Annotated in this window: 19 protein-coding genes; 11 read left to right on the forward strand and 8 right to left on the reverse strand. The window is 40.6% G+C overall.

Going from position 1 to position 23,343, the window contains the following annotated elements; genetic code table 11:
- Positions 1 to 38: 38 nt before the first annotated feature.
- From SYJ56_RS11695 to tsaD, 6 genes are all read right to left on the reverse strand, one after another.
- On the reverse strand, positions 39 to 203 hold the full coding sequence (locus SYJ56_RS11695) for a DUF1328 domain-containing protein (RefSeq protein ID WP_323834282.1): 165 nt from the start codon (positions 201 to 203) through the stop codon (positions 39 to 41).
- A gap of 281 nt (positions 204 to 484) precedes the next feature.
- The gene (locus SYJ56_RS11700; protein WP_323834283.1) at positions 485 to 919 is read right to left on the reverse strand and encodes a hypothetical protein; all 435 of its coding nucleotides are present in this window, start codon (positions 917 to 919) and stop codon (positions 485 to 487) included.
- A gap of 76 nt (positions 920 to 995) precedes the next feature.
- The gene (locus tag SYJ56_RS11705) at positions 996 to 1,505 is read right to left on the reverse strand and encodes an HNH endonuclease (protein ID WP_323834284.1); all 510 of its coding nucleotides are present in this window, start codon (positions 1,503 to 1,505) and stop codon (positions 996 to 998) included.
- A gap of 3 nt (positions 1,506 to 1,508) precedes the next feature.
- On the reverse strand, positions 1,509 to 2,306 hold the full coding sequence (locus SYJ56_RS11710; protein WP_323834285.1) for a hypothetical protein: 798 nt from the start codon (positions 2,304 to 2,306) through the stop codon (positions 1,509 to 1,511).
- Entirely contained in the window at positions 2,269 to 2,736 is a 468-nt protein-coding gene (gene smpB, locus SYJ56_RS11715; RefSeq protein WP_323834286.1) for an SsrA-binding protein SmpB, read from the reverse strand. The genes SYJ56_RS11710 and smpB overlap by 38 nt, the downstream gene beginning before the upstream one ends.
- A 2-nt stretch (positions 2,737 to 2,738) precedes the next feature.
- Positions 2,739 to 3,752: a tRNA (adenosine(37)-N6)-threonylcarbamoyltransferase complex transferase subunit TsaD gene (gene tsaD, locus SYJ56_RS11720; RefSeq protein ID WP_323834287.1), complete on the reverse strand. Its 1,014-nt coding sequence runs from the start codon at positions 3,750 to 3,752 to the stop codon at positions 2,739 to 2,741.
- A 29-nt stretch (positions 3,753 to 3,781) separates the two neighbouring features.
- On the opposite strand from tsaD, the gene SYJ56_RS11725 reads away from it, so the two are divergent.
- The 7 genes from SYJ56_RS11725 to SYJ56_RS11755 all read left to right on the forward strand — a co-directional run bounded on the left by SYJ56_RS11725 (position 3,782) and on the right by SYJ56_RS11755 (position 13,666).
- Positions 3,782 to 8,359, forward strand: coding sequence for a translocation/assembly module TamB domain-containing protein (locus SYJ56_RS11725; protein ID WP_323834288.1), 4,578 nt, complete (start codon positions 3,782 to 3,784; stop codon positions 8,357 to 8,359).
- A 40-nt stretch (positions 8,360 to 8,399) separates the two neighbouring features.
- Positions 8,400 to 9,698 carry a cryptochrome/photolyase family protein gene (locus SYJ56_RS11730; RefSeq protein WP_323834289.1) on the forward strand — a complete coding sequence of 433 codons (1,299 nt, stop codon included), beginning with the start codon at positions 8,400 to 8,402 and terminating at the stop codon, positions 9,696 to 9,698.
- Complete coding sequence (locus SYJ56_RS11735; protein ID WP_323834290.1) at positions 9,695 to 10,645, forward strand: Smr/MutS family protein; 951 nt, start codon at positions 9,695 to 9,697, stop codon at positions 10,643 to 10,645. The genes SYJ56_RS11730 and SYJ56_RS11735 overlap by 4 nt, the downstream gene beginning before the upstream one ends.
- Before the next feature lie 3 nt (positions 10,646 to 10,648).
- Complete coding sequence (locus SYJ56_RS11740) at positions 10,649 to 11,482, forward strand: hypothetical protein (protein WP_323834291.1); 834 nt, start codon at positions 10,649 to 10,651, stop codon at positions 11,480 to 11,482.
- 173 nt (positions 11,483 to 11,655) lie between these two features.
- Positions 11,656 to 12,522 (forward strand): SDR family NAD(P)-dependent oxidoreductase, encoded by an 867-nt coding sequence (locus SYJ56_RS11745; protein ID WP_323834292.1) that lies wholly within the window; start codon positions 11,656 to 11,658, stop codon positions 12,520 to 12,522.
- A gap of 159 nt (positions 12,523 to 12,681) precedes the next feature.
- Positions 12,682 to 12,933 carry a DUF6364 family protein gene (locus SYJ56_RS11750; protein WP_323834293.1) on the forward strand — a complete coding sequence of 84 codons (252 nt, stop codon included), beginning with the start codon at positions 12,682 to 12,684 and terminating at the stop codon, positions 12,931 to 12,933.
- A 256-nt stretch (positions 12,934 to 13,189) separates the two neighbouring features.
- On the forward strand, positions 13,190 to 13,666 hold the full coding sequence (locus SYJ56_RS11755; protein WP_323834294.1) for an acyl-CoA thioesterase: 477 nt from the start codon (positions 13,190 to 13,192) through the stop codon (positions 13,664 to 13,666).
- A gap of 244 nt (positions 13,667 to 13,910) precedes the next feature.
- On the opposite strand, the gene SYJ56_RS11760 is transcribed toward SYJ56_RS11755, so the two are convergent.
- Positions 13,911 to 15,989: a family 20 glycosylhydrolase gene (locus SYJ56_RS11760; RefSeq protein ID WP_323834295.1), complete on the reverse strand. Its 2,079-nt coding sequence runs from the start codon at positions 15,987 to 15,989 to the stop codon at positions 13,911 to 13,913.
- 196 nt (positions 15,990 to 16,185) lie between these two features.
- Here SYJ56_RS11760 and SYJ56_RS11765 point away from each other — a divergent pair, with 196 nt between their 5' ends.
- Together SYJ56_RS11765 and SYJ56_RS11770 are read left to right on the forward strand one after the other, a co-directional pair.
- Positions 16,186 to 17,517, forward strand: a complete 1,332-nt coding sequence (locus SYJ56_RS11765; RefSeq protein ID WP_323834296.1) for a GntP family permease — start codon at positions 16,186 to 16,188, stop codon at positions 17,515 to 17,517.
- Positions 17,518 to 17,562: 45 nt separating this feature from the next.
- Entirely contained in the window at positions 17,563 to 18,351 is a 789-nt protein-coding gene (locus SYJ56_RS11770) for a polysaccharide deacetylase family protein (RefSeq protein ID WP_323834297.1), read from the forward strand.
- A 53-nt stretch (positions 18,352 to 18,404) separates the two neighbouring features.
- On the opposite strand, the gene katG is transcribed toward SYJ56_RS11770, so the two are convergent.
- Complete coding sequence (katG, locus tag SYJ56_RS11775) at positions 18,405 to 20,663, reverse strand: catalase/peroxidase HPI (RefSeq protein WP_323834298.1); 2,259 nt, start codon at positions 20,661 to 20,663, stop codon at positions 18,405 to 18,407.
- A 337-nt stretch (positions 20,664 to 21,000) separates the two neighbouring features.
- On the opposite strand from katG, the gene SYJ56_RS11780 reads away from it, so the two are divergent.
- On the forward strand, positions 21,001 to 21,561 hold the full coding sequence (locus SYJ56_RS11780) for a LemA family protein (protein WP_323834299.1): 561 nt from the start codon (positions 21,001 to 21,003) through the stop codon (positions 21,559 to 21,561).
- A gap of 55 nt (positions 21,562 to 21,616) precedes the next feature.
- Complete coding sequence (locus SYJ56_RS11785; RefSeq protein WP_323834300.1) at positions 21,617 to 23,299, forward strand: DUF2207 domain-containing protein; 1,683 nt, start codon at positions 21,617 to 21,619, stop codon at positions 23,297 to 23,299.
- Positions 23,300 to 23,343 lie beyond the last annotated feature (44 nt).

Consider the following 23,343-nt stretch of genomic DNA (forward strand, 5'->3'; position numbering starts at 1 on the left):
CTGTTATTTGATTGTTGTTTTTTTCTATCCTGAACTAATCAGGTTTTTCTTACTAAATGCATGATCAACGAAATGACAAGCAAAACTAAGAAGATGTAGAAAATGATTTTAGCGATAGAAGCTGCACCAGCTGCTATTCCTCCAAATCCTAAAACGGCTGCAATCAAAGCGATTACTAAGAAAATTAAAATCCAGCGTAACATAGTTTTTATTGGTTGATGGTTCAACCAACTTAAATTCAAAACCATACCAACAGCCTGAACTGGCTTTAAATCCCATTTCAGGCCTATTTTTCACACTATCTAAGACTTATATTGGGGAATACAAACCCCAAAATCAGCAACTTATTTAAGAGTAATATCTTCAGAGAAAACAGAGGATAGTAAGCTTGTCGAACCACGGTTGTGTTAATTGATTTTCAAAAAAAATAAGCTATCAGAATATCTGACAGCCTATCTCATCGTGGTGATTGATTACTACTTTTCTATTTTATTTTTTCAAAAACCAGTTTGCCAGATCCGGGGTTGTTACTGATAGGTTCCAGCACCATCCTTTCGCTGTTAAACTCCACAATTTTGGCTTGTCTGGTCTCTGCACCTGTATGAATAGTCAATACATTGTCACTATTGATTTCTATTTTAGCCTGCTTCTGTACTACTTCCTGCCGTACATAATCAGTGTATTTCAACGTATCGCCGGGCACGAATTTATAAACAGTATTTTCAAGTCGATTTTGGATTTTGTACTCTAACCCCTCACGCATAGTTACATCAGCGTTCTGATACTGAGGAGACTTTCTCAATTCATCCATGGCATCAAAATGTACCAATTGCCAAGTACCGATAAGTTGCTGAAAACTGATTTGGCTGGTTTGGAGAAAAAAAGCCAACAAAAGTGTAGGTATAATTGATAAGTGCATACCTGGTTTCTGGCAATTATGTTGCCAGAAATCAGGAGCAATTGGAAATTCCAAATCTCAAACTTACTATCCTTTACTACTGTACTAGTCTACTATTCAAAAAAGGAAGCCATTCTTCAGCTTGCCTTTCGGCATACTCTGACAAGAAATAGGCTAAAGAAGGTTTAAATGGCATCTTTTGCATCCTAAGACCAGCTTCTTCAGGACTTTTATTTCCTTTCAAGACATTGCATCTATGACAGGCTGTGGTCAAATTGGTCCAGTTGGTTTTCCCTCCTTTGGATCGAGGCACTACGTGATCAATAGTCAGTTGCCTCTTACTTCCGCAATACTGACACTCTCCTCGATCTCTTCTAAAAAGATTTACACGATTGAGCAACACGCCACGATAAGGGATGCTCTTGTAGTGATTCAAGCAAATCACAGCGGGATATTCAAAACTGCGGCTGACAGTACGGATGTGAAGTAAATCATATACAGAAAGGCAATTTGCTTTCTCAAGTAGAAGCAGGACTATGGCTTTTTGTGGCGAAACTACCGCCACGGGAGAATGATCTAAATTCAATACCAATACCCGCTTTTCCATAATTTAACCTAAAATTGAGCGAGTTTCTAACTCCACCTGTTTATCCTTACTGCTCCGTAAGAACGCTTCCCATTCACTCAAGTCAGAAACTTTTATTCTATTGTCCATCCAAAATACTTCTTCAGCTCCAAGATACAAGGCATATTTGACTTGCTTCTTTTCTAATTCGTTGAAAATAAATAAATCACCTGGCAATATGAGCTCGGGGTCAATTTTTCTACCTGGAATTTTTCCGGACTTCCAAGCATAACCGGCAATACTAAAAATCAATTCAAATCCCTGACGCTCGTCCAATCCGAAAATGCTCCTCCCTCCTGCCTGATACGGAGCATTCACATATTTGATCGCAATATCAATCAATTGGGACCTGTCGGCTTTTATCGCATGACTTCGCACCGATCCAGTAAATCCTATGTGATCTTGCCAATTAAAAAGCTCCAAGTCTGAGAAGTGGAGCCTGCTGCCTGGGAGCAAATAAAGATTGGTGCCAAGATATTCTATAGCTGCGATAGGACTGGTGACTACCTGAAAGTCTGTATTGAGGAACTTATAATAATCCGCTCCTGGAATTTCTTTGAGTGCCTGAGTGGTAATCCAACCTTGCAACCCAGTGTCTTCGTGCAATATTTTGAACCATTGCTGATCCGGGGTCATGGCTATTGTCTGATAACATTCCCCAAAAAGTAACTGTGTGACCAGTGCGGAATCGAAAGTGGGTCTGCGGTAAAGAGGAAGGATAGTTTGCCTACAGATTCCAAAAGCATCAATCAAAGGCCATTCGCTGGATTTCTCTTTTTGCATCTTTTTCTTTCAGATCCTGTCGTTTGTCGTGTGTTTTCTTACCTCGGCCAAGCGCTATTTCCATTTTTGCCATCCCTCGGTCGTTGATAAATATACGAACAGGAATGATAGTCAGCCCTTTTTCCTGTGACTTAGTTTCCAATTTTTCGAGTTCTTTTTTACTCATCAACAACTTTCTATCTCGAATCGCCACATGATTATAACTTGCTGCCATCGAATAAGGCGCGATGTGCATCTGTCTTACATATAGCTCCCCATCCAGAAAAATACAAAACGCTTCAGTCAGTGATACTTTTGCTTCACGTATAGACTTAATCTCAGTGCCTTTTAGCACCATTCCAGCCACATAGGTATCTACAAATTCAAACTGAAAACTTGCCTTTCTGTTTTTTATATTGATGACTTTGTCAAACTTATTATCCTTAGCCATGCTTAGATTTTCATTTTTGCGAGAGGAGTAACATCCATGGATGAAAACTCTCCTTTCAGGTATTTGTAATGTGCTGCCATGGCAATCATGGCTGCATTATCTGTACAGTATTCGAATTTTGGAATGTATAGGTTCCATCCTTTTTGCCCTGCCAGTTTAGTCAAGGTATCTCTTAATCCTGAATTGGCTGATACACCTCCTGCTATTGCGACTTCCTTCACACTATATTGCTTCACGGCTGCTTTCAATTTGATCAAAAGCATTTCTACAAGTGAGTATTGTATGCTTGCGCAAAGATCAGCTAAATTATCTTCGATAAATTTTGGATTTTCCTTTAATTGATCTCGAAGAAAATACAATACAGCCGTCTTGATTCCGCTAAAGGAATAATTCAATTCAGGCATCCTAGTAATCGGAAATTGAAATGCTTTCGGATTTCCCAGCTTAGCATACTTGTCAATAAGTGGGCCACCCGGATAAGGTAAACCCAACAACTTTGCCGTCTTATCAAAGGCCTCACCTACCGCATCGTCTTGTGTCTCTCCTATCACTTCCATGTCCAGATGATCTTTCACCAAAACCAACTGAGTATGACCACCACTCACTGTCAAACAGATAAATGGAAAGTTAGGTTTAGGATCTTCAATGAAGTGTGCCAAAATATGTGCATTCATGTGATTCACTTCAATCAGAGGAATATTCTTAGCAAAGGCAAATGCCTTGGCAAAGCTTACACCAACCAGAAGTGATCCCATCAAACCCGGCCCTCTGGTAAATGCAACAGCGGAAAGTTGATCTTTTGAAACCCCGGAAGACAAAATGGCCTCCTGAACCACTGGGATAAGATTTTCCTGATGCGCACGCGAAGCAAGCTCGGGAACAACACCCCCATATTTTTCGTGAACAGATTGTGTGGCGACAATATTATTAAGTACTTTGCCGTCCGCTATAACAGCCGCAGAGGTTTCGTCACACGAGGATTCAATTGCTAGAATAAAGATATCGTTGGTACCCATTGGAAAAGAACGCGAAAGTTAAGGATTTTTTGCACAAAGCGTTTCGGGTGACACTATGGATTGTCTTTTCATTGGTCATGTTGTTTATTGTGGTGGCTCTGAGTCTTCAGATCACTTGGGTTCAAAATCAGGTAGTCAACAAAGTTACAGGCATTCTCAACAGTAATTCAGCTTTTCATACTGAAATAGGAAAGATCAAACTTACGTGGTGGGATGCGCTTGAATTAGAGAATGTTATCATCAGGGACCATCGGGATAGCCTGATGATAGGTGCCAAAAAGATCAATGCCGACTTCGAATTGCTCTCCCTAATCCCTCCGGGAATCACCACGATCAATGCGGTGCGAATGGAGGACGCTAAACTGCACATGCTCACTCATGAAGGTGATTCTGCCATGAATATCAATATTTGGGTAGAGGAACTGGCGAACATGTTCAGTTCTAGCAATAAAAGCACCAGCCCAACTCAATTTAAGATCAATACCGTAGAGCTTCGAAACTCAGAAATCTTTATGGTCAATGAAATAACAAATGCCATTACCCAAGGTCTTAATTACAATAAACTCCGCTTTTCTGACATTACTCTGAACGCCTCTGACTTTTACCTAAAAGGGCCTGAGATTGGAGCTAATATAAAAATGCTGACAGGGACCGAACTCACTTCGGGTTTTGAGATCATGGAGCTAAAAACTACTATGATCTATGCGCCGGAATTCATGGAGTTTGACAAACTAAGCCTGAAATCTACCAATAGCCATATCAAAAACTTTCTTCGGTTTGAGTATGCTACACCTGCAGCATTTTCCAATTTCGTGGAAGAAGTAGTAATCATTACTAATTTGGAAGAGACCAAGCTTGATCTGGGAGATCTAAAACTATTTGCCCCATCTCTTCCAGATATCGACGATGAAATCTATCTATCTGGAACTGTAGCAGGACCTGTGTCCGATATACGTTCAGAAGAGCTACTGATCAGACTTGGGGAAAAGACAGCGATCTTCGGAGCTTTTAGATTGGATGGGTTGCCGGAGATCGATGATACCTACATCAATCTTTCGCTTAAGAACTCAACCATTTTAGCAAAAGATCTTGCCCCTTATCTACCGGATAATATTTCCAAGCAAATCAACAAATTCAACACTGTACGTCTTACAGCGGATTTTGCAGGCTATCTGCATCGTTTCGATACCAATGGCGAGTTCAAAACGTCCATTGGAGACATTACTGGTAGAGTAAGTTTTGATATGGTAGATGGACTGCCAACTACCGTTTCCAACATCAGCACTCAGAATCTTGACTTGGGAATAATCGCAGAAGACAGGGAATTATTGCAAAAAGTAAGTCTGAAGGGGCGTGTAAATACTACGGGGAATTCTGCCGAAAACTTACTGGTGGATGTAAATGCAGATGTCTCCAGATTTGGCTTTAAGAACTACGTGTACACCAACATCAAAACTGATGCAACTTACGGGAGGGATCTGTTCAAAGGAAATCTTGCTGTAAATGATCCAAACTTAAAAATCAATGCAAACGGAGAACTGAACCTCCGCGAGTCCACAGATTCTGTCCGTATGAGTTTGCAAATTGATACGGCATTTCTCGACCGATTAAATCTCACAGAGAAAGCCACTTTCATCAGCGGGAATCTGGACATTGATGTTAAAGGCATAGAGCTAGACGATATTCAGGGGATTGCACGGTTCAGAAACATTTCAATTGGTTACGAAGATAGATTTTTGGATTTGGGTAATTTCAATTTCCAGTCTCTTTTTGCAGGTGGCACTCGGACTATGTCAATTAATTCTGACTACTTGGTGGCAGCGGCTTCAGGGCAATTTAATCTAGAGCAAATGGGAAGAGATTTGGATATTCTCCTCCAGCAGTACATCGCCATTATCCTTAATGAGGAACAACCCATAGCAGATCTGGAGCGGAATTTCTCAGAGATATACAGTCTTGATCTCAACCTTCGGCTGATCAATATTAATCCTATTGTTCAACTTATTGAGCCTGATCTCAGTCTTTCCAAAAACATGGTTCTGGAAGGTGCTTTCTATCAAACACAGGAAAATACCGTCTTTAACTTTTTCACCAGCATTGACACACTCAAATTCAAAAACAACTCAGCCCAAAATGTCAATATTGATTTCAATACTTCAAAATTCATCAATAGCCCGGATATTCTAGCCTCGTTCTACGTTTATTCTAAAACCCAGGAAATGGGTAAATCGATTCAGTTTACAAATTTTGGGTTTGAGGCGATTTGGGATAAAGACGAGATGGATATTGACTTCACGCTAGATCAAGACTCAACTCAGAGTGCAGCCAGAGTGAATGCTACTGCTCGTTTCGCATCTCAAAATACTCAACTCGCTTTTGAGCCATCTTCTCTTAAAGTTCTTGACCGTGAATGGAAATTTGACTCTCTCAACCTGATAACAATTACGCCGGGAGAAATTAAAGTGGACAGCCTGAAGCTTTTCAATGAAAATCAATCCATTTCTCTACAAGGAAAAGCCAGCAGCCAGCCTGGTGATCTATTAAATCTAATAGTAAACAATGTAAACATTGATCTGCTCAATACGCTTTCCCCCCAAGACTTTGACGGCACTGCCAATGGTTTGATTTCATTTGAGCAACTGCTGGATAGTGCAATGATGCAAGGGGAATTCACCTTAAATGATTTCGCTATCAATCAGTTTCCAATAGGTGACATGTCAGCAAAAGCCAATCTGGACATGGAGCAATTGCAAGTTTCTTTGACCAACGTCAGTGAAGGCAAAGAGACAATTAATCTTGGTGGATACATGCTGGTAGATAATCAAGAATTGAATATGCAAGCCTCGCTAAATGAAGCGAGTCTGGTAATATTGGAGCCATTTTTATCCAATTACTTGTCAGATATGGGAGGTACAATTTCTGGCAATATGGATTTGGGAGGCACAATGGCGAATCCTCAAATCGACGGAACTGGGAGATTGAATGATGGGAAATTGACTGTAAACTACCTTAAAACGACCTATCTACTCAATGGAAATATTCTGTTCAAACCTAGTCAAATCAGCCTTCAACAGGTGTCACTCAAGGATCCCTTTGGGAATCAGGCAACACTTACTGGCGGTATCACTCACCAGGGTTTTGAAAATATCCGATTAAATATCAAAGCCAATCTCAATAACCTACAAGTAATGAATACCACGGATGTGGACAATGAGACCTTTTACGGTACTGCCTTCGTCACAGGAACCGCTGAAGTAGTGGGAACGACCACAAACATGGACATAAATGCCCGAGCTACCAGCCAACCCAATACCAGAATCTATATCCCTCTAAGAAGTAATAACACCCAAGCTCAGGAGGATTTCATTCATATGATCAACATTCAGGACACTGTAAGGATCAAACAAATTGCTGAGGAGATAAATAGATTGGAAATAGAGAATGTGAGAATGAATTTCATATTGGATATCACGCCAGATGCTTACGCAGAAATCATTATAGACCCCAGAACCGAAGAAGGAATATCCGGGCGAGGTCGTGGCATATTGACAATGAATGTGGACACACAGGGGAATTTCACCCTAAATGGCACCTACGAAATAACTGAAGGAATGTATAATTTCTCCCTTTACAACGTGGTGAAAAAGCAGTTCAGCATCAAACCTGGCGGTAGAATCACCTGGTATGGTGACCCCTACTCAGGGATAATGGACATTTCGGCAGAATACACAGAAAGTGTATCCTTGCAGCCTTTGTTGTTAAGCACTGTATCCACAGAAAATCAAAATTCTACTTCGAGCCGCAGATACCCTGTTAAAGTGTTATTGAATCTTGATGGTGAATTGCTCTCCCCTGATATTAGTTTTGGTTTTGACTTTTCAGCATTTCCATCAAGCGGAGAAACTCAGACTACCATTTCTTCTTTTCAAAATAAAATCGCAAATGATGAACAGGAGATGAATCGACAGGTTTTCTCTGTGATTATGACTCGATCATTTTCTCCAGAAGGTCAATTCTCAGGAGTCTCCAATATCTCATCCAGTTTGGGTCAGCTCCTTTCATCTCAGTTGAATAGCTTCCTTGGTCAGGTCGATAAAAACCTGGAGGTAGATCTCGATGTCGCCAGTTTGGATCAAAATGCACTAGAAACTTTCCAGCTCAGCGTAGCATACACGTTCCTTGATGGACGCCTTCGTGTCTCTAGAGATGGTGGATTTACGAATGAACAGGGTAACACCAGCGCATCTTCCATCATCGGTGATTGGCAGGCAGAATACATGCTTACTGAAGATGGAGTTTATAGAATTCGGATTTTCAATCGAAATAATTTCAACACGTTCACCTCACTTTCTCTTTCCAAAAATGTAGCGACCTACGGCGTAGCAGTATCCCAAAGCGTCTCTTTCAACTCATTCTCGGAGCTTTTCAAGAAAATAACCAGAAAGAAAAAAGAGAAAATGATAATTAATGACCAGGATGATTTCTTGCGCTATCAGTTTGAAATTAAAGAGGATTGGAAACCAATCCCATTGGATAATATTGAAGAAAGGCTAGACTCTTTGGATAGGGAGAGAAAAATTAGAATGCTTGAACAAGGGAGTTTTTAAACAAATGCATCGTTTTGCTGATTAGTTGAATAAAAGATATATGAAGAACGTAAGCATTTTTTGGTTTCGAAGAGATCTAAGATTAGAAGACAATCACGGCTTATACCAGGCGCTTAGCGAACATGAAAACGTCCTTCCTCTATTCATTTTTGACAAAAATATACTCGATAAGCTAGCTAATAAGGCCGATGCCAGAGTGGAGTTTATCCACAACCAAATTAGCCAAATTCATCGGGAATTAGGAGAAAAAGGCTCTTCAATTTTAGTCAGATACGGTGACCCTGAAGCCATTTACAAGGAGCTTTTGGATGAATATTCTATCCAAGCAGTATATACTAATCGTGACTATGAGCCTTATGCCAAAAGCCGTGATGAAAAAGTGGAGAGATTACTAAATCAGCAAGATATTCCGCTCTGTTTATTCAAAGACCAATTGATCTTCGAGCCAGGCGAAATTCTAAATGGCTCGAGGGAATTCTATAAGGTCTTCACTCCTTTCAGCAAAGCTTGGTTAAGCAAATTTGACCCGTCAACAATTGAAGCATTCAAACCCATGCATTGGAAAAATCTGCTTCAGATAGCTGCTCTAAAACTTCCCACTTTGGAAGAAATAGGCTTTTCAAAAAGTGATATTTCAATTCCTTCCAAAACGGCTGATGAGGGACTTATCTCAGATTACAATCAAACCCGTGATTTCCCTGCTAAAAATGGTACTTCCAGATTAGGAATTCACTTACGTTTCGGGACTATTTCCATCCGAAAACTTGTTTTAAAAGCTAACGAACTCAATACAACTTTCCTGAATGAATTGATCTGGAGGGAGTTCTACATGATGATTTTGGCATTCAATCCCGAAGTGGTAGATCAGGCGTTCAAGCCAGCTTATGATAGAATTCCCTGGAGAAATAACGAAGAAGAATTTGCTGCGTGGTGTGAGGGCAAAACGGGCTATCCTATCGTAGATGCCGGTATGAGAGAACTGAATACTACAGGCTACATGCACAACCGTGTACGGATGATAGTAGCCTCATTTCTCACCAAGCATCTACTGATCGACTGGCGCTGGGGCGAAGCTTATTTTGCAGAGAAACTATTGGACTATGAATTGGCTTCAAATAGTGGAGGATGGCAATGGGCTGCTGGCACAGGAACAGATGCCCAGCCTTACTTTCGGGTATTCAATCCCGCTTCCCAGCAGAAGAAGTTTGACAAGAACTGGATGTACATTAAAAAATGGATTCCTGAAATAAACTCAGATAAGTACCCAAAACCGATAGTAGATCATAAATTTGCAAGGCAACGTGCAATCGACACCTACAAATCAGCCCTGAATCAATGAATATCGGAGACCGAGTAAGACTACTTCACGGAAAGGAAGAAGGAATCATCCGCAAAATTTCCTCAAGTGGTAGAATGCAGATAGAAATCGAGGACGGGTTTATCATCCCAGCTTTGAAATCAGAATTGGTGCTAATTCACGAATCAGAAAAGAAGCACTTTGGCGAAAAGCCAGTGGAAGAGAAGGAAAGCTATACCCCGATTCCTATTTCTGGCCCTAAAGATCAAGGCCTTTACCTCGCTTTTGTTCCTATTAATGATCAAAGCCTCAGTCTTTACTTGATCAACGACAGTAGGCAAGCATATTTGGCGCATGCTTCAGAAGTGTTTGGTGAAAATCAACGCACCTTACTTGCCGCTACGCTCAATTCTGGAGAGGCAAAGAAATTCGATGATCGACTACTGAAGGAAATGGATGAATGGCCAGCATTTCTGCTCCGGTTTATCCCAATTCACAATCAATTGGAGAAGGCAATTCCAGCTTTTGAGCGTCAGCTTAAGATGAAGCCTACCCAGTTTTTCAAGCATCTGAGCAAAGCTCCACGATTGGATAAAACGGCTTATATTTTTGCGCTAGAGCAAACTACCAAAGAACTGGATATACGGGCGCTCAATCAGGAACTGGAACAAATCAATCCCAAATCAGAAGTTCCCAAAACGGTAAAACCAGCAAGATCAATCGATCTACATATAGAAAAGCTAGCCACTGACCCTAAGGGAATGAGCAATTCGGAGATACTTCGTGTGCAAGTGGATACTTTTGACAGAAATCTGGATCAGGCTATCGCTTCGGGAATGGATGAGATTACCTTTATCCATGGCATTGGAAATGGCGTACTACGCAAAGAAATTCACAAGCGCCTGAGTCAACTCCAAAATATTAAGTACTTTCAGGACACTCAAAAAGATCAGTGGGGCTACGGTGCTACCTTGGTCAGAATCTCCTAATCTATGCAGGCAAAAGTATCCCCTGTCTTTCAGCTTTTTGAATCACAGCACCAAGAAGCTAAGGCGCTTTTCTTGGTTTTGGGAAAGCAGATCAAGTCAAAGAAAGCAATAGAACTTCTTGGCAAAATGGAGTTTCTGGAACTCTATGCCGACTTGATGGCAAAGGTTCACTTTGATATCGAAGGTTTGAATTTCAACATTTTCTCGGATTTCAAACTGATGAAGAGAAGTCTGCGCAAAATCCATCACTTCAAACTGGCGGAAAAAAGCTTGAATCATCGCGAACAGGAATTGGGCATCAAATTCAATAGCTATAGAATTCATCTGGATAAATACAAAAAGAAAATTTACACCGAGGCCTTTGACCTCATGGTGGGAAGTACCTTGAAAAGTTGGGATGATTTTCACAACAAAGCCCTGAAAGCCAGTAGAGGTATCAAGCCTCTGACGATAAATACAGCAGTAAACCAAATCATTCAGGAAGAGCTTGAGTTTTTCGCTCTTGATCACAAAGGTGCTATGGACAGCAAAGCCTTGAAGGATACTTTTGAAGGTTTACGAACAATTATCATGTTGGAAAACACCCTTATCCATCTGGGTTTCAACTCTATATTCGTAACTGGAATACATGGAGAAATTGAGGCTTTGAAAAACAATCTGAAACCTTGGTATTCCAATCACTTGTCGTTGCAGTCATTGACACATTTCCTCGGTACCAAACAGGAAGTTTCCAAAAAGTATCTGGACTGGGCCAAAGAGCTGAAAACGGAAAAGAAAATCCTCTCAGCCCAAGCAGAGAAACAAGCACATCAGTTATTTGATAAGATTTTGGGTTAAGTTTCTGACCCTAAGAATTAATCTAATCACCACTAGACAAGAAGCTTGAAATTCAACATATTTTAACCTTGATTTTTTTCCAACTTTATTAGTAAGACGAAAATTTTTTCAACCCATTAAGCAGGTCTGAATTCTAGCAAATAGTCAATTGAAAATTCTGCCTAAATTACAGAATGGATAGTAAAATAATCTTGATTACAGGTAGTACTGGTGGGATAGGAAAAATAACTGCAAAAGCTTTAGCTAAGCAGGGACATACCGTAGTCATCCATGGTCGGCACAAAGAGAAAACAATATCCGTATGTGAAGAAATAAAGTCCGAAACAGGCAACGAGAAGATAGATTTTGTAATCGCTGATTTGTTTTTATTATCTGAAGTCAAACAACTGGCAGAATTATTCAAAAAAAAATATGAACGATTAGATGTATTGATCAACAATGCAGGGGCAATTTTTGGCAAAGAAAGAGAAACGACTCAGGAAGGCCTTGAAAAAACAATGGCGCTCAATCTTTTTTCCCCATTTCTTTTGACTCAATTGATGCTTAAGGTATTAGTCAAAAGTCCAGCAGCAAGGATTATAAACGTTTCTTCAGCAGCACACAACATGAGCGGTAAGCCCGACTTGCATGATATCCAATCCACCAAAAACTACTCATTTGGCAATGCTTACGGGCTGTCTAAGTTATACCTGATCTGGGTTACCCAACATTTGGCAACAGAACTTAAAACTACTGGAATGGCTACTGTTACAGCAAATTCATTACATCCGGGCACGATCAAAACAGAGTTTGGACAGAGAGCTAAGAAAGGTTTTGTGGTGGATCTGCTATTTAATTTATCCATGTTATTTGCCGTTTCGCCTGAGAAAGGAGCAGAAAACACAATTTATTTAGCTACTGCAAAAGAGGTCGAACAAATTTCGGGGAAATACTTTGCCAACAAGAAGATAGCAAAACCGAGTATGAAATATTATTCACCGGAAAATGAAAAAGCAGTGTGGGAGTACTGTAAACTAATAACTCAACCCTATTTGGGCTAAAAGTGAGGAAAGGACATTCCTGTCTGCCCGAGTCGAGAAGCAAGCACATCAGTCGTTTGATAAAATAAACTTAAAAATCAGTTCTAATATTTTAAGAACACGTATAAGAAACCTATATTATACACGTGTGATGTTTTTCTTAAATTGAAAAAAAGGCTTATGAATACCAAACTCACATTAACCATTGAACAAGATGTAATTCAAAAAGCTAAGGAATACGCAAAAGAAAAAAAACGTAGTCTTTCTGATATCATTGAAAATTACCTGAAAAGCCTTACCCAAGAAAACAGGGAAGAGAACAAATCTAAACTTACACCTATTGTCAAATCTCTGAAGGGCTCTTTTAAAATGCCCGAAGACTTTGATTACAAAGAAGAGTTGAAAAAAATCCTTCAAGAAGAACATCTCTGAATAGTAGAGAAGCAAATAATCATAAATTCTTATCAGTCAACTAAGGATTAATTACTTATTTAGAATTCCAGAAATTGCGCACAGGTTTTCTTGATTCCTATTTTAACACAAAAAGATGTAGACTGTTTTTTTTAGAAAAAAACTTATTAATAGCTGTTCTTTTCTACTCAAATCGACTTAGGACAACCTTCCCAAAATTCTTAAAAACCATAAAATATCTCTTAGCTTAGCAGACCTATTAAAATCGGCCAAACCCATGGAAACTACACATAAGACCTCATTTCAGTTTATCAGTGAACCATCCGACATCAATTTCGGTGGAAAAGTACACGGAGGTGTGGTGATGAAGTGGATTGATCAAGCGGCTTACACCTGTGCGCGTACATGGTCTGAAACATATTGCGTGACCGTCTATGTGGGGGGTATCCGTTTCTATAAGCCAATCAATATCGGCGAAGTGATCAAAGTTGATTCCACGGTGATCTACACAGGAAGCTCCAGCATCCACATTATGGTGGAAGTTTACTCCCGTGATTTTTCCCAAAGAGAATTTGAAAAAAAGACACACTGCATCATCATTTTTGTATCAGTCGACGAAAACGGTTCTCCCAAAAAAGTGAAGCCTTGGATCCCCCAAACTGATCAAGAGAAAAAATTGGAGGAATACGCTACCAAGCTAAAAGCCCTACGAGAAAATATCCATAACGAGATGAAGCCTTTCTTTAATGAGTAATCTTGGAGTTAAAAGTGCGAATTAAAATGTGGTAAGTGGTGATGATTGTGAGCGATAAGTAGAAAGTTCTTTTGTTGGTGTGACTTTCCCAAAGTTCGGAACTTTGGGAAAGTTTTATCAATAGAGAACCATTAATTCCAGCTTCTGAAGAAGCAGGATAAGTTATAAGCTTTGCGAATCATTTCTCTAAATCACAATTGCGGTCTTTGCGTAAAACTCCGCGAACTCTGCGGTTGAAAATAACTCAATTATTCTGAATATCACCTTTCATCTCTAAGCTATTTCCCTCTTTGATTTTCTGAATAAATAGATCCTCCACATAGAATTGCCAATCTGAAAACTTGATAGCCTGATTAGCTAAATGCACATGATAATCCTGGTCTAAAATGTAATCATCTGGCTTATCGAGGACTCTGGTTTTGCCGTATACTTTTTCCAATTCTGTCAATTGAGCCTTCCACTCATCCTCCAAGTTCAGTAACTTTCCTTTTATCTCGTCCCGCTCTTCAGCCGTTTTTGCCAGATCCCAGTCTTCCAAAAGAAGCAGGGATTTATTGGTGAATTGAGTGATTTTTGCTACTTGCTCATAGACTTCCAGCGTGTAGGCATTTCTACGCGCTGATTTTTTGGATTCAGAGATTTTGTACAAAACCGAATCTACTGCCAACTGACTTTCCTTGGCTTTGGTCAGTTTCGACTTATTTCTTTCCGTCCATTCTCCCGGAGCACTTGCCTCCGGCAAAGTCAACACAGCATCCTGCATAGGATTATCCATTCTTCGCAGTTGGTTACGGTCTTTATCATCCTGTAAGGCATTTTTCCAAAAAGCTACAGGAGCTTCCAAGTCATTGATAAACGCCAACTTCTCAGAAGCCAATTCCAGGCCGAACGTGCGGTGTCTGTAAGCGGCATGAAGTTCTTCTGTACTCCTCTTCTGTCCTGCCCAAGTGTATTCCGCAAAAATCGCAATCCCTCTGCCATACAATTCAAAATGGGGAGAATCATCATCCCAAAGCGTCAACAGTAATCCATCTGCCTTATTGTCAATAGAGATCAATGCAAAATCCCGAATATTTGCTGTATTACTCTCTTCAAGTGGCATCAGGTTCCAGCGCGTCTGACCTGCAGTAGCTCCCATCACTTTGAACCCATGATCGGTAAACCACTGCATCGCACGATTATTCCCTTTAGTCTCAGGCATGTCGTAATTCCAGCGCATATAGACACAATTCTTTGGAAACATGTCCACATACTTGTTCAGATTTGGTTCATTCACTGTCCATATACTATCCACCTGGGCTTCCGATAGATTTCTATTATAAATAGACGCATAAACGCCTGCATTTTTCAACGGCATATCATCCCAAAAAATCGGCGTTAAGCCTTTTTGGTCTGCATACTCGCTTACTCTATTCAACCAGATCAACTGCAACTCTAAGGCTGACTTACCACTTCCTCTTCCTGTAGTATGAACTTCGTCTCCACCCACATGCAGGTACTGGGCATAGGGAAAAGCCGCAAGTGCATCAGAGTACAAATCAAATTGAACCTCATAGGTTCGCTCATCAAGAGGATTGAATGCCCAATCGCTTTCTGGATCATCACGTAAATCCTTGTATTCTTCATGCTTCAGAATAAAGGAAGCATGACCTAAACCTTGCACCAAGGGTGAAATCCTAATATTCCTCGCCATGGCATACTCACTAAGCTTTTTCCATTCTTCAATAGTCCAAGCATCTGAAGAACCAACTTTGGGTTGCTTTTCGAAAGCAAGTTTATCTTCTATTTCCAGGATAATTCCATTGATTTTAATCTCTGCTAAGCGATCCATCAGCTGATAATAATATTCCTTTTTTTCAAGGTGATGCTTGACATCGAGCTGCAACGCGCGATACTTTAGTGCTGGCTCATCCTTTATAGAAATCAGTGGCAAGGCTGCATCCTGATCCAGAGCGTCTTGTACGAGCTGACCAAGTGTAATCACACCATACCAAAGTCCCTCCTTGGAGGCAGCTTTGATAGTGATTTGATCGTTGGCAATATCAAGCGTGTATGCTTCAGGCTTCAAATCAGAATCAGATTCCAGGACACAGGTAACTGACTCATTTCCTGTTTCCTCAATTGATTTCCCATCTATAAAATCGGATTTTGCTTGTTTAACAAAATCCTCAATTTCTAAAGCAGAAAGATCAGACATGCCAGAAATCTCAACCATAGAAGGACTGGGCAAAATCCTGAAGTCGCCTTCTTTCATGGGTGCGGACTTGCATGAAGCCAGAATCAATAAGATTAGCAGCAGATTGAACGTTGAGAATAAGCGCATGTCGAGGGGTTTATTTGGGTTACATAATGATGAATTGGCTAAAATACCAAATATTCAAAGCTAGTAGAACCACTTAACAAACAATTATAAAGCTATTATAGCTTCACGCTTTAATATTCCTTTTTTTTCCCTAATTTTTAGGTTGAAGGCTCGAAACACTGTTTCATGCTCTTTTTTAAACCCAACCTAACCCAAAATGCTCACATTATTGATCATCCTTTTTGCCTTGGCCTTGATTCTTGTGGCCATCGTCAAATTCGACATCCATCCTTTTCTCGCTCTCTTCTGCGGTGCAATTCTATACGGTCTTTTATCCGGAATGCCTGGAGAATTGATTTTACAATCCATTTCCGAAGGCTTTGGAGGAGTGCTGGGAAGTATAGGTCTATTGATATTACTCGGGGTGATGATGGGTACTTTTTTGGAGAAAACAGGCGGAGCCATCGTGATTGCAGAGAAAATCCTGTCTTGGATCGGAGAAAAATCAGTTACACTCGCTATGATGATTTCGGGGTATATACTCTCTATTCCAGTTTTCGGAGACAGTACCTTTATTATGATGAATCCGATCAGTAAATCGCTTTCACTGAAAAGTAAAGTTCCCTATGCCGCCACCACTATAGCTTTGGCTTTGGGAGCTACCGCTTCGCACTCACTTGTACCTCCAACTCCAGGACCAATTGCTACAGCGGGAATCTATGAAGCTGATCTTGGGATGATCATATTCTATGGACTAATCGTGAGTTTGATAGCCTTGATCCCCAGCTATATTTTTGTCAAAAAGGTAGCCTATAAAATCCCACTTCAGCCAACGTTCGCTGTTGAAAATGTAGAAATCGAAAAGAAACAAAGACCATCTGCCTTCGCTTCGTTTTTACCGATTATTGTTCCCCTGATTTTGATCATTATTGCATCTATCGCAAAATATCCCACCAAACCTTTTGGAGAAGGTACTTTTTACACCTTTATCCAATTTGTGGGAAGCCCTGTAATCGCCTTACTTTTAGGCTCATTCCTAGCTTTTAGTTTACCAAAGAAATTCGATGCCAAATTACTTTCTTCTTCTGGATGGATCGGTGAAGCGATTTTGATTGCAGCTCCTGTGATATTGATTACCGGTGCTGGAGGAGTGTTTGGGAAAATGCTGCAAAACTCTGGAATTGGTGATCTGGTAAGCAGCAGCATGAGTGGCGCAAGCTGGGGGATTTTTCTTCCTTTTCTGATTGCTTTTGCATTGAAAACTGCACAAGGTTCATCAACGGTAGCAATGATTACTACCGCATCCATTATTGCTCCTTTACTGGGCAGTCTTGGCTTGGATTCTGAAACCATGCGCGTATTCGCTGTCTTGGCTACAGGCGCTGGAGCCATGGCAATCTCACACGCCAACGACAGCTTCTTCTGGGCGGTAACTCAACTCTCTGGCTTATCCATCAAACAAGGCAATCAAACACACAGTCTAGGCACACTGATTATGTCGGTGACGGCTATAAGTGTGATTTATTTGATCACCTTAATAGTCGCATAATGGCTTGCTGATAAGAAAAATAAGTTGTCAGAATTACTAATCTTTATGAAAACTCTTATTCTTCTCATTTGCTCAGTATTACTTGCGATCAGCCTTCAGGCCCAAATCCTTAAAAAACCAATCCCAGATAAACTGGTCGTTCTGACTTTTGATGATGCGCCGGCAAGTCAGTATTCAGTAATAGCTCCATTGCTCCAAGAATTCGGGTTTGGAGGGACTTTCTTTGTATGCGAGTTTCAGCCCAACTATGCTGACAGCAGCTTATATATGAACTGGCGACAAATACAAGCCTTGGACGTAATGGGCTTTGAAATCGCAAACCATACACATACCCATGCCAATGTCAGCAAATTAACCCAAGAACAGTTTAACGAACAGCTATCCTATATAGAGGGGAAATGCGATTCCTTCGGAATTGAAAAACCCACTAATTTTGCCTATCCAGGTTATGGATTGAATGCTCAGGCTTTAAAATTTTTACAGGAAAAAGAATATGTCTTTGCACGTGCAGGGGGGAGTAGAGCTTATGATCCTTTAAAAGATCATCCCTATTTGATCCCAAGTTGGGCGACGGATGCCGAGAATAAAGCTGAAATCATGAAAGCCTTTGATCAGGCTAAAGAAGGGAAAATTGTAGTTTTGACTATCCATGGTGTGCCGGATATAGAACATCCTTGGGTAAGCACCCCTCCAGAACTTTTCAGGGAATACTTAGAATACCTTGATGAAAATGATTTCACTGTCATTTCTATGAAAGATTTGGAAAATTATATTGATGTAGAATCCGCGAAAAAATCTATAATTCCGGATTTTTCTAGAAAGCTCAGCAATTAAAAAAGGTGATCCGTTTCCAGATCACCTCTCCTCTTTATTCCTAGAAATTATAATCAAGCAAGATCGTAGCGATCAAGCATCATTACTTTATTCCAAGCTGCGACAAAGTCTTTCAGGAATTTCTCCTTAGAGTCAGCACAAGCATAAACTTCTGACAAAGCACGAAGTTCTGAGTTAGATCCGAAGATCAAATCAGCACGGGTTCCAGTCCATTTCACTGCACCAGTCTTGCGATCGGAACCAATAAATGCATGCTGTCCACTATCTGCAGCCTTCCAAGTAGTCCCCATATCCAAGACATTTACAAAGAAATCATTGGTTAAAGCTCCTGGAGTTGCTGTGAATACACCATGCTTAGAATTATCATAATTCGTATCCAAAACTCTCATACCTCCCACAAGTACAGTCATTTCAGGTGGAGTGAGCTTAAGAAGTTGAGCCCGATCTACAAGCATTTCCTCTGCTGAAGCTTTGTGCTTAGGTCGGTAGAAATTACGGAAACCATCAGCTGCTGGCTCCATAGCAGCAAAAGACGCCACATCAGTTTGTGCCTGGGAAGCATCAGCCCGGCCAGGGGTAAAAGGAACAATTATCTCATGACCGGCATTTCTTGCTGCCTGCTCTACTCCTGCACATCCAGCAAGCACAATCACATCAGCAAGAGAAATTTGTTTCCCACCAAGTTGAGCAGCATTGAATTCCTGTTTAATATTTTCTAGTTTATCAATCACACTTCCGAGCTGAGAAGGATTATTTACTTCCCAATATTTCTGCGGAGAAAGTTTGATTCTTGCTCCATTGGCACCGCCTCGCATATCTGATCCACGAAAAGTGGAAGCTGAAGCCCAAGCAGTAGAAACCAATTCAGAAACTGAAAGGCCTGATGCCAACACAGTTGACTTCAAGGAAGCTACATCTAAATCGTTTACTAATTCATGATTGACTGCAGGAATAGGATCTTGCCAGATCAGCTCCTCGGTAGGAACTTCTGGACCCAAGTATCGATCAACTGGACCCATATCTCTATGAGTCAATTTGTACCATGCTCTTGAGAAGGCATCTGCAAACTCTTCCGGATTCTCGAAGAATCGTCTGGAAATCTTCGCATATGCTGGATCTTCTTTCAAAGCCAAATCAGTCGTCAACATGGACGGGGCATGCCGCTTAGACGGATCATGTGCATCGGGTACGGTACCTGCACCGGCACCACCTTTTGGTGTCCACTGATGCGCTCCGCCTGGGCTTTTGGTGAGCTCCCATTCAAATCCAAATAGATTCTCAAAAAAACCATTACTCCATTTAGTAGGTGTAGAAGTCCATGTAACCTCCAGACCTGAAGTAATTGTATCTCCAGCATTTCCTCTACCATAAGTATTTTTCCAACCCAGACTCATTTCTTCTATGGGTGAACCTGCAGGTTCATGACTTACGTACTCACCCGGATCTGCTGCTCCGTGAGTTTTGCCAAAGGTGTGACCTCCCGCAATTAATGCGACAGTCTCCTCGTCATTCATTGCCATTCGGCCAAACGTCTCACGAATATCATGTGCTGCCCCAATCGGGTCAGGCTGTCCTTTAGGACCTTCAGGGTTCACATAGATCAGACCCATATGGGATGCTCCCAATGGATTCTCCAATTCGCGATCTCCGCTATATCTTTCCTCATCTCCTAGCCATTCCCCTTCAGAACCCCAGTAAATATCCTCTTCTGGTTCCCAGATATCTTCACGTCCGCCACCGAACCCAAAAGTTTCCAATCCCATAGTTTCCAGAGAAACATTACCTGCAAGAATCAATAAATCAGCCCAAGAAAGCTTTCTTCCGTACTTCTGTTTAATTGGCCAAAGCAGCAAGCGAGCTTTGTCAAGGTTTGCGTTATCAGGCCAGCTGTTTAATGGAGCAAATCGCTGTGATCCTGATCCTCCACCGCCACGACCATCGGCAATTCTATAGGTCCCGGCACTGTGCCAAGCCATTCTGATAAAAAATGGGCCGTAATGCCCAAAATCTGCAGGCCACCAGTCTTGGGAATCTGTCATCAGATCAGCTAGATCCTTCTTCACAGCCGCTAAATCCAAAGACTTGAATTCTTCGGCATAGTTGAAATCCTTATCCATTGGATCAGACTTCGAAGAATGCTGACGAAGTATATTCAAATTCAATTGGTTTGGCCACCAATCGCGATTTCTGGTTCCTCCACCTGCAGTCTTTTGAACGGATCCGCTGGTGAAAGGGCATTTTGCTTCACTGTCATTCACATCCCATACTGTGTCTTCTGATGATGAATGATGTGGGTTATTGTGTTTATCCATAATTAAAGAGTGTTTTACTTTTTGTACTTCTAATAGCTAATGTATGAAAATATATTTCTATGTAATTATTACTCCGATTGATAAAAACTATGACTGTTTTACTCATGCGATTGAGCTTGTCAGTTAATTTGAATCGGATCTGCTTTAAATTATCAAATAAAACCGAAATATTCCAGTATGAAATTCCCTCGTGTAGTAACCCTAGCTACAATTTGCTCATTTCCTTGAGTTTTGAAGAAAAGGTGGTATTTTGAATTTGTTAAATCATTGATAACCGGCATATCCAATAGTAAAACTCTTTTTCTATTCTCATCACACTTATCAAAATAATCCTTCCATGGTCACACTTCTCATTATTCTTGGTATAGCACTTTTAATCGGCTTTATTCTCGTAAGTATTTTCAACCGATTTGTAAAAAACAAAAACACTGTCAAGGACGGTTGGAGCAATATAGATGTAGCCCTTAAAAGACGGTACGATCTCATTCCCAATTTGGTAGAAACTGTAAAAGGCTATGCAAGCCATGAAAAAGAAACTTTGGAAGCCGTGATCCAAGCTAGAAACGCAGCGATGGCTGTACCTTCTGGTGATATCAATAAGCAAATCCAGGCAGAAAATCAGCTTCAAAAAACACTTCGAAGCATTTTCGCACTAAGTGAGGCTTATCCTGATCTAAAGGCAAACACCAATTTCTTACAACTTCAGGACAAACTAAATGAAATTGAAGAAAACCTAGAGCGGGCTAGACGCTATTACAATGGCACTGTCAGAGAAAATAACACCTATGGTGAGAGTTTCCCAGGAGTATTATTTGCAGGAATGTTCAATTACCAGCATTTTGACTATTTCGAAGCAGAGCCAGAAAGCCGGGAAAATGTAAAAGTGAGTTTTTCCTGATTGTAGACCAATAGCCTCAAAACATTAACAGTGTTTTGCAGTGATCAGCCTTATTATGAAAAAATTCTTATTTTTTATCTACTTAGTTTTTGCGCAAAATCAAATCTTTGCCCAAGATTTCAGCGTCACTTCCTATTCAGTGGATATTACAATTCACCAAGCCGGTTATTTTGATGTTGTTGAGAAATACGATCTCAATTTTGAAGTTCCGAAACATGGGATTTTTCGGAATATTCAGACTTCCTATGATTTGTTGACCGAAAATGGTGAAGAAGAAACAATTAAAATCAAACTAAGCGACATTGAAGTTCCCGGCTACAAGTTTGATGCTCCATCAGCTTTGGGACAAAAAATGTCCGATAATCTACAAATCAAAATCGGTGATGCAGATGTGACCCTTGAAGGCCCTCAACACTATGAAATCCGATATAGAGTAGAGAATGCATTCCTGCATGAGAAGGAAGCAATACAATTCTATTGGAACATCAAACCGAGCGATTGGATTGCGCCATTTTATAAGATTGAGTTTAGTATTCATTTACCTGATGGAATAACCCTAGATGAGGGAAATTATTTTCTCTATTCAGGTAGTATAGGCTCTAACGTCCCCACTTCAGATTTTCAAACTACTTATTCTGAGGGAATCTATTCAGGGAAAAGCAACCATGATTTGATTTCATCTGGTGGGGAAGCGGTTACAGTTCTATTGAAATTACCTTTGGGAAGTATCAAAGAAATCAAACCGTTTTGGCCCTTTTGGACTGATTACGGTTGGATAATCATCCTGTCGTTGGTATTCATTGGATTTTATGCTATCTGGAAAAAGCACGGCAAAGATGATCATGCAACCACCACAACCAGTTATTACCCACCCAAAGGAATGGATCCTGCGATGGTGGGCTACCTGATTGATGATTCCGGTGATACGGCAGATTTGATCTCACTCATTCCATTTTGGGCTTCACAAGGTCATTTGACAATAGAGGAAATCGACAAAAAAGGTTGGTTTGCTAAGGATGATACTAAACTTCACAAACTGAAAGAGCTTGATTCAAATATTCCTTTATATCAGCATCAACTTTTCAATGGGTTATTTGGCCGTGGATCAGAAGTTATGGTGAGCAGTCTAAAAGACAAGTTTTACACTACGATGATTAAAGCAAAAGGGACGCTCAAAGATTCATCACAAATTTATTATGTGAACAAATCTCGAAGGATTAAGAATTTCACAATTGCTGGGCTAGTAATTCTGTTTCTTATTCTCGCTCCATCATTTCTGTTTTTTTGGGGAATCTTTGCTGCTCTCATTGCGATTTTCTCTTGCATATTCTTGGTTATCATGAGTCAATTTCTGATCAAAAAAAACAAAGAGGGAACTGCGATTTTATCCGAGTTGAAAGGCTTCAAACAATTCATCAAAGTAGCTGAGGAAAACAAGCTGAAAATGCTTCTGAAAGAAGATCCTACCTACTTCGAATCGACAATGAGCTATGCCTTGGCATTTGGAATGTTTGACAAATGGGCGAAAAAATTCGATGCGCTGAATATAGAGCCACCCACTTGGTATTATTCTTCTACAGGCAGAATGATGTCCATGAATCATTTCTCCAAATCCTTCAATAACTCCATCAAGTCAACCCAATCAACCATGGTTAGTTCTCCATCAAGCTCTGGAAGCTCAGGTGGTGGAGGGTCATCAGGAGGCGGATTTGGTGGCGGAGGAGGAGGAAGCTGGTAGTTAAAGTTTAAAAGCGGGATGGGTCGTTGGTTTTTACCGGCAAC

The sequence above is a fragment of the Algoriphagus aurantiacus genome (assembly GCF_035156405.1).
GTDB classification, from domain to species: Bacteria; Bacteroidota; Bacteroidia; order Cytophagales; family Cyclobacteriaceae; genus Algoriphagus; species Algoriphagus aurantiacus.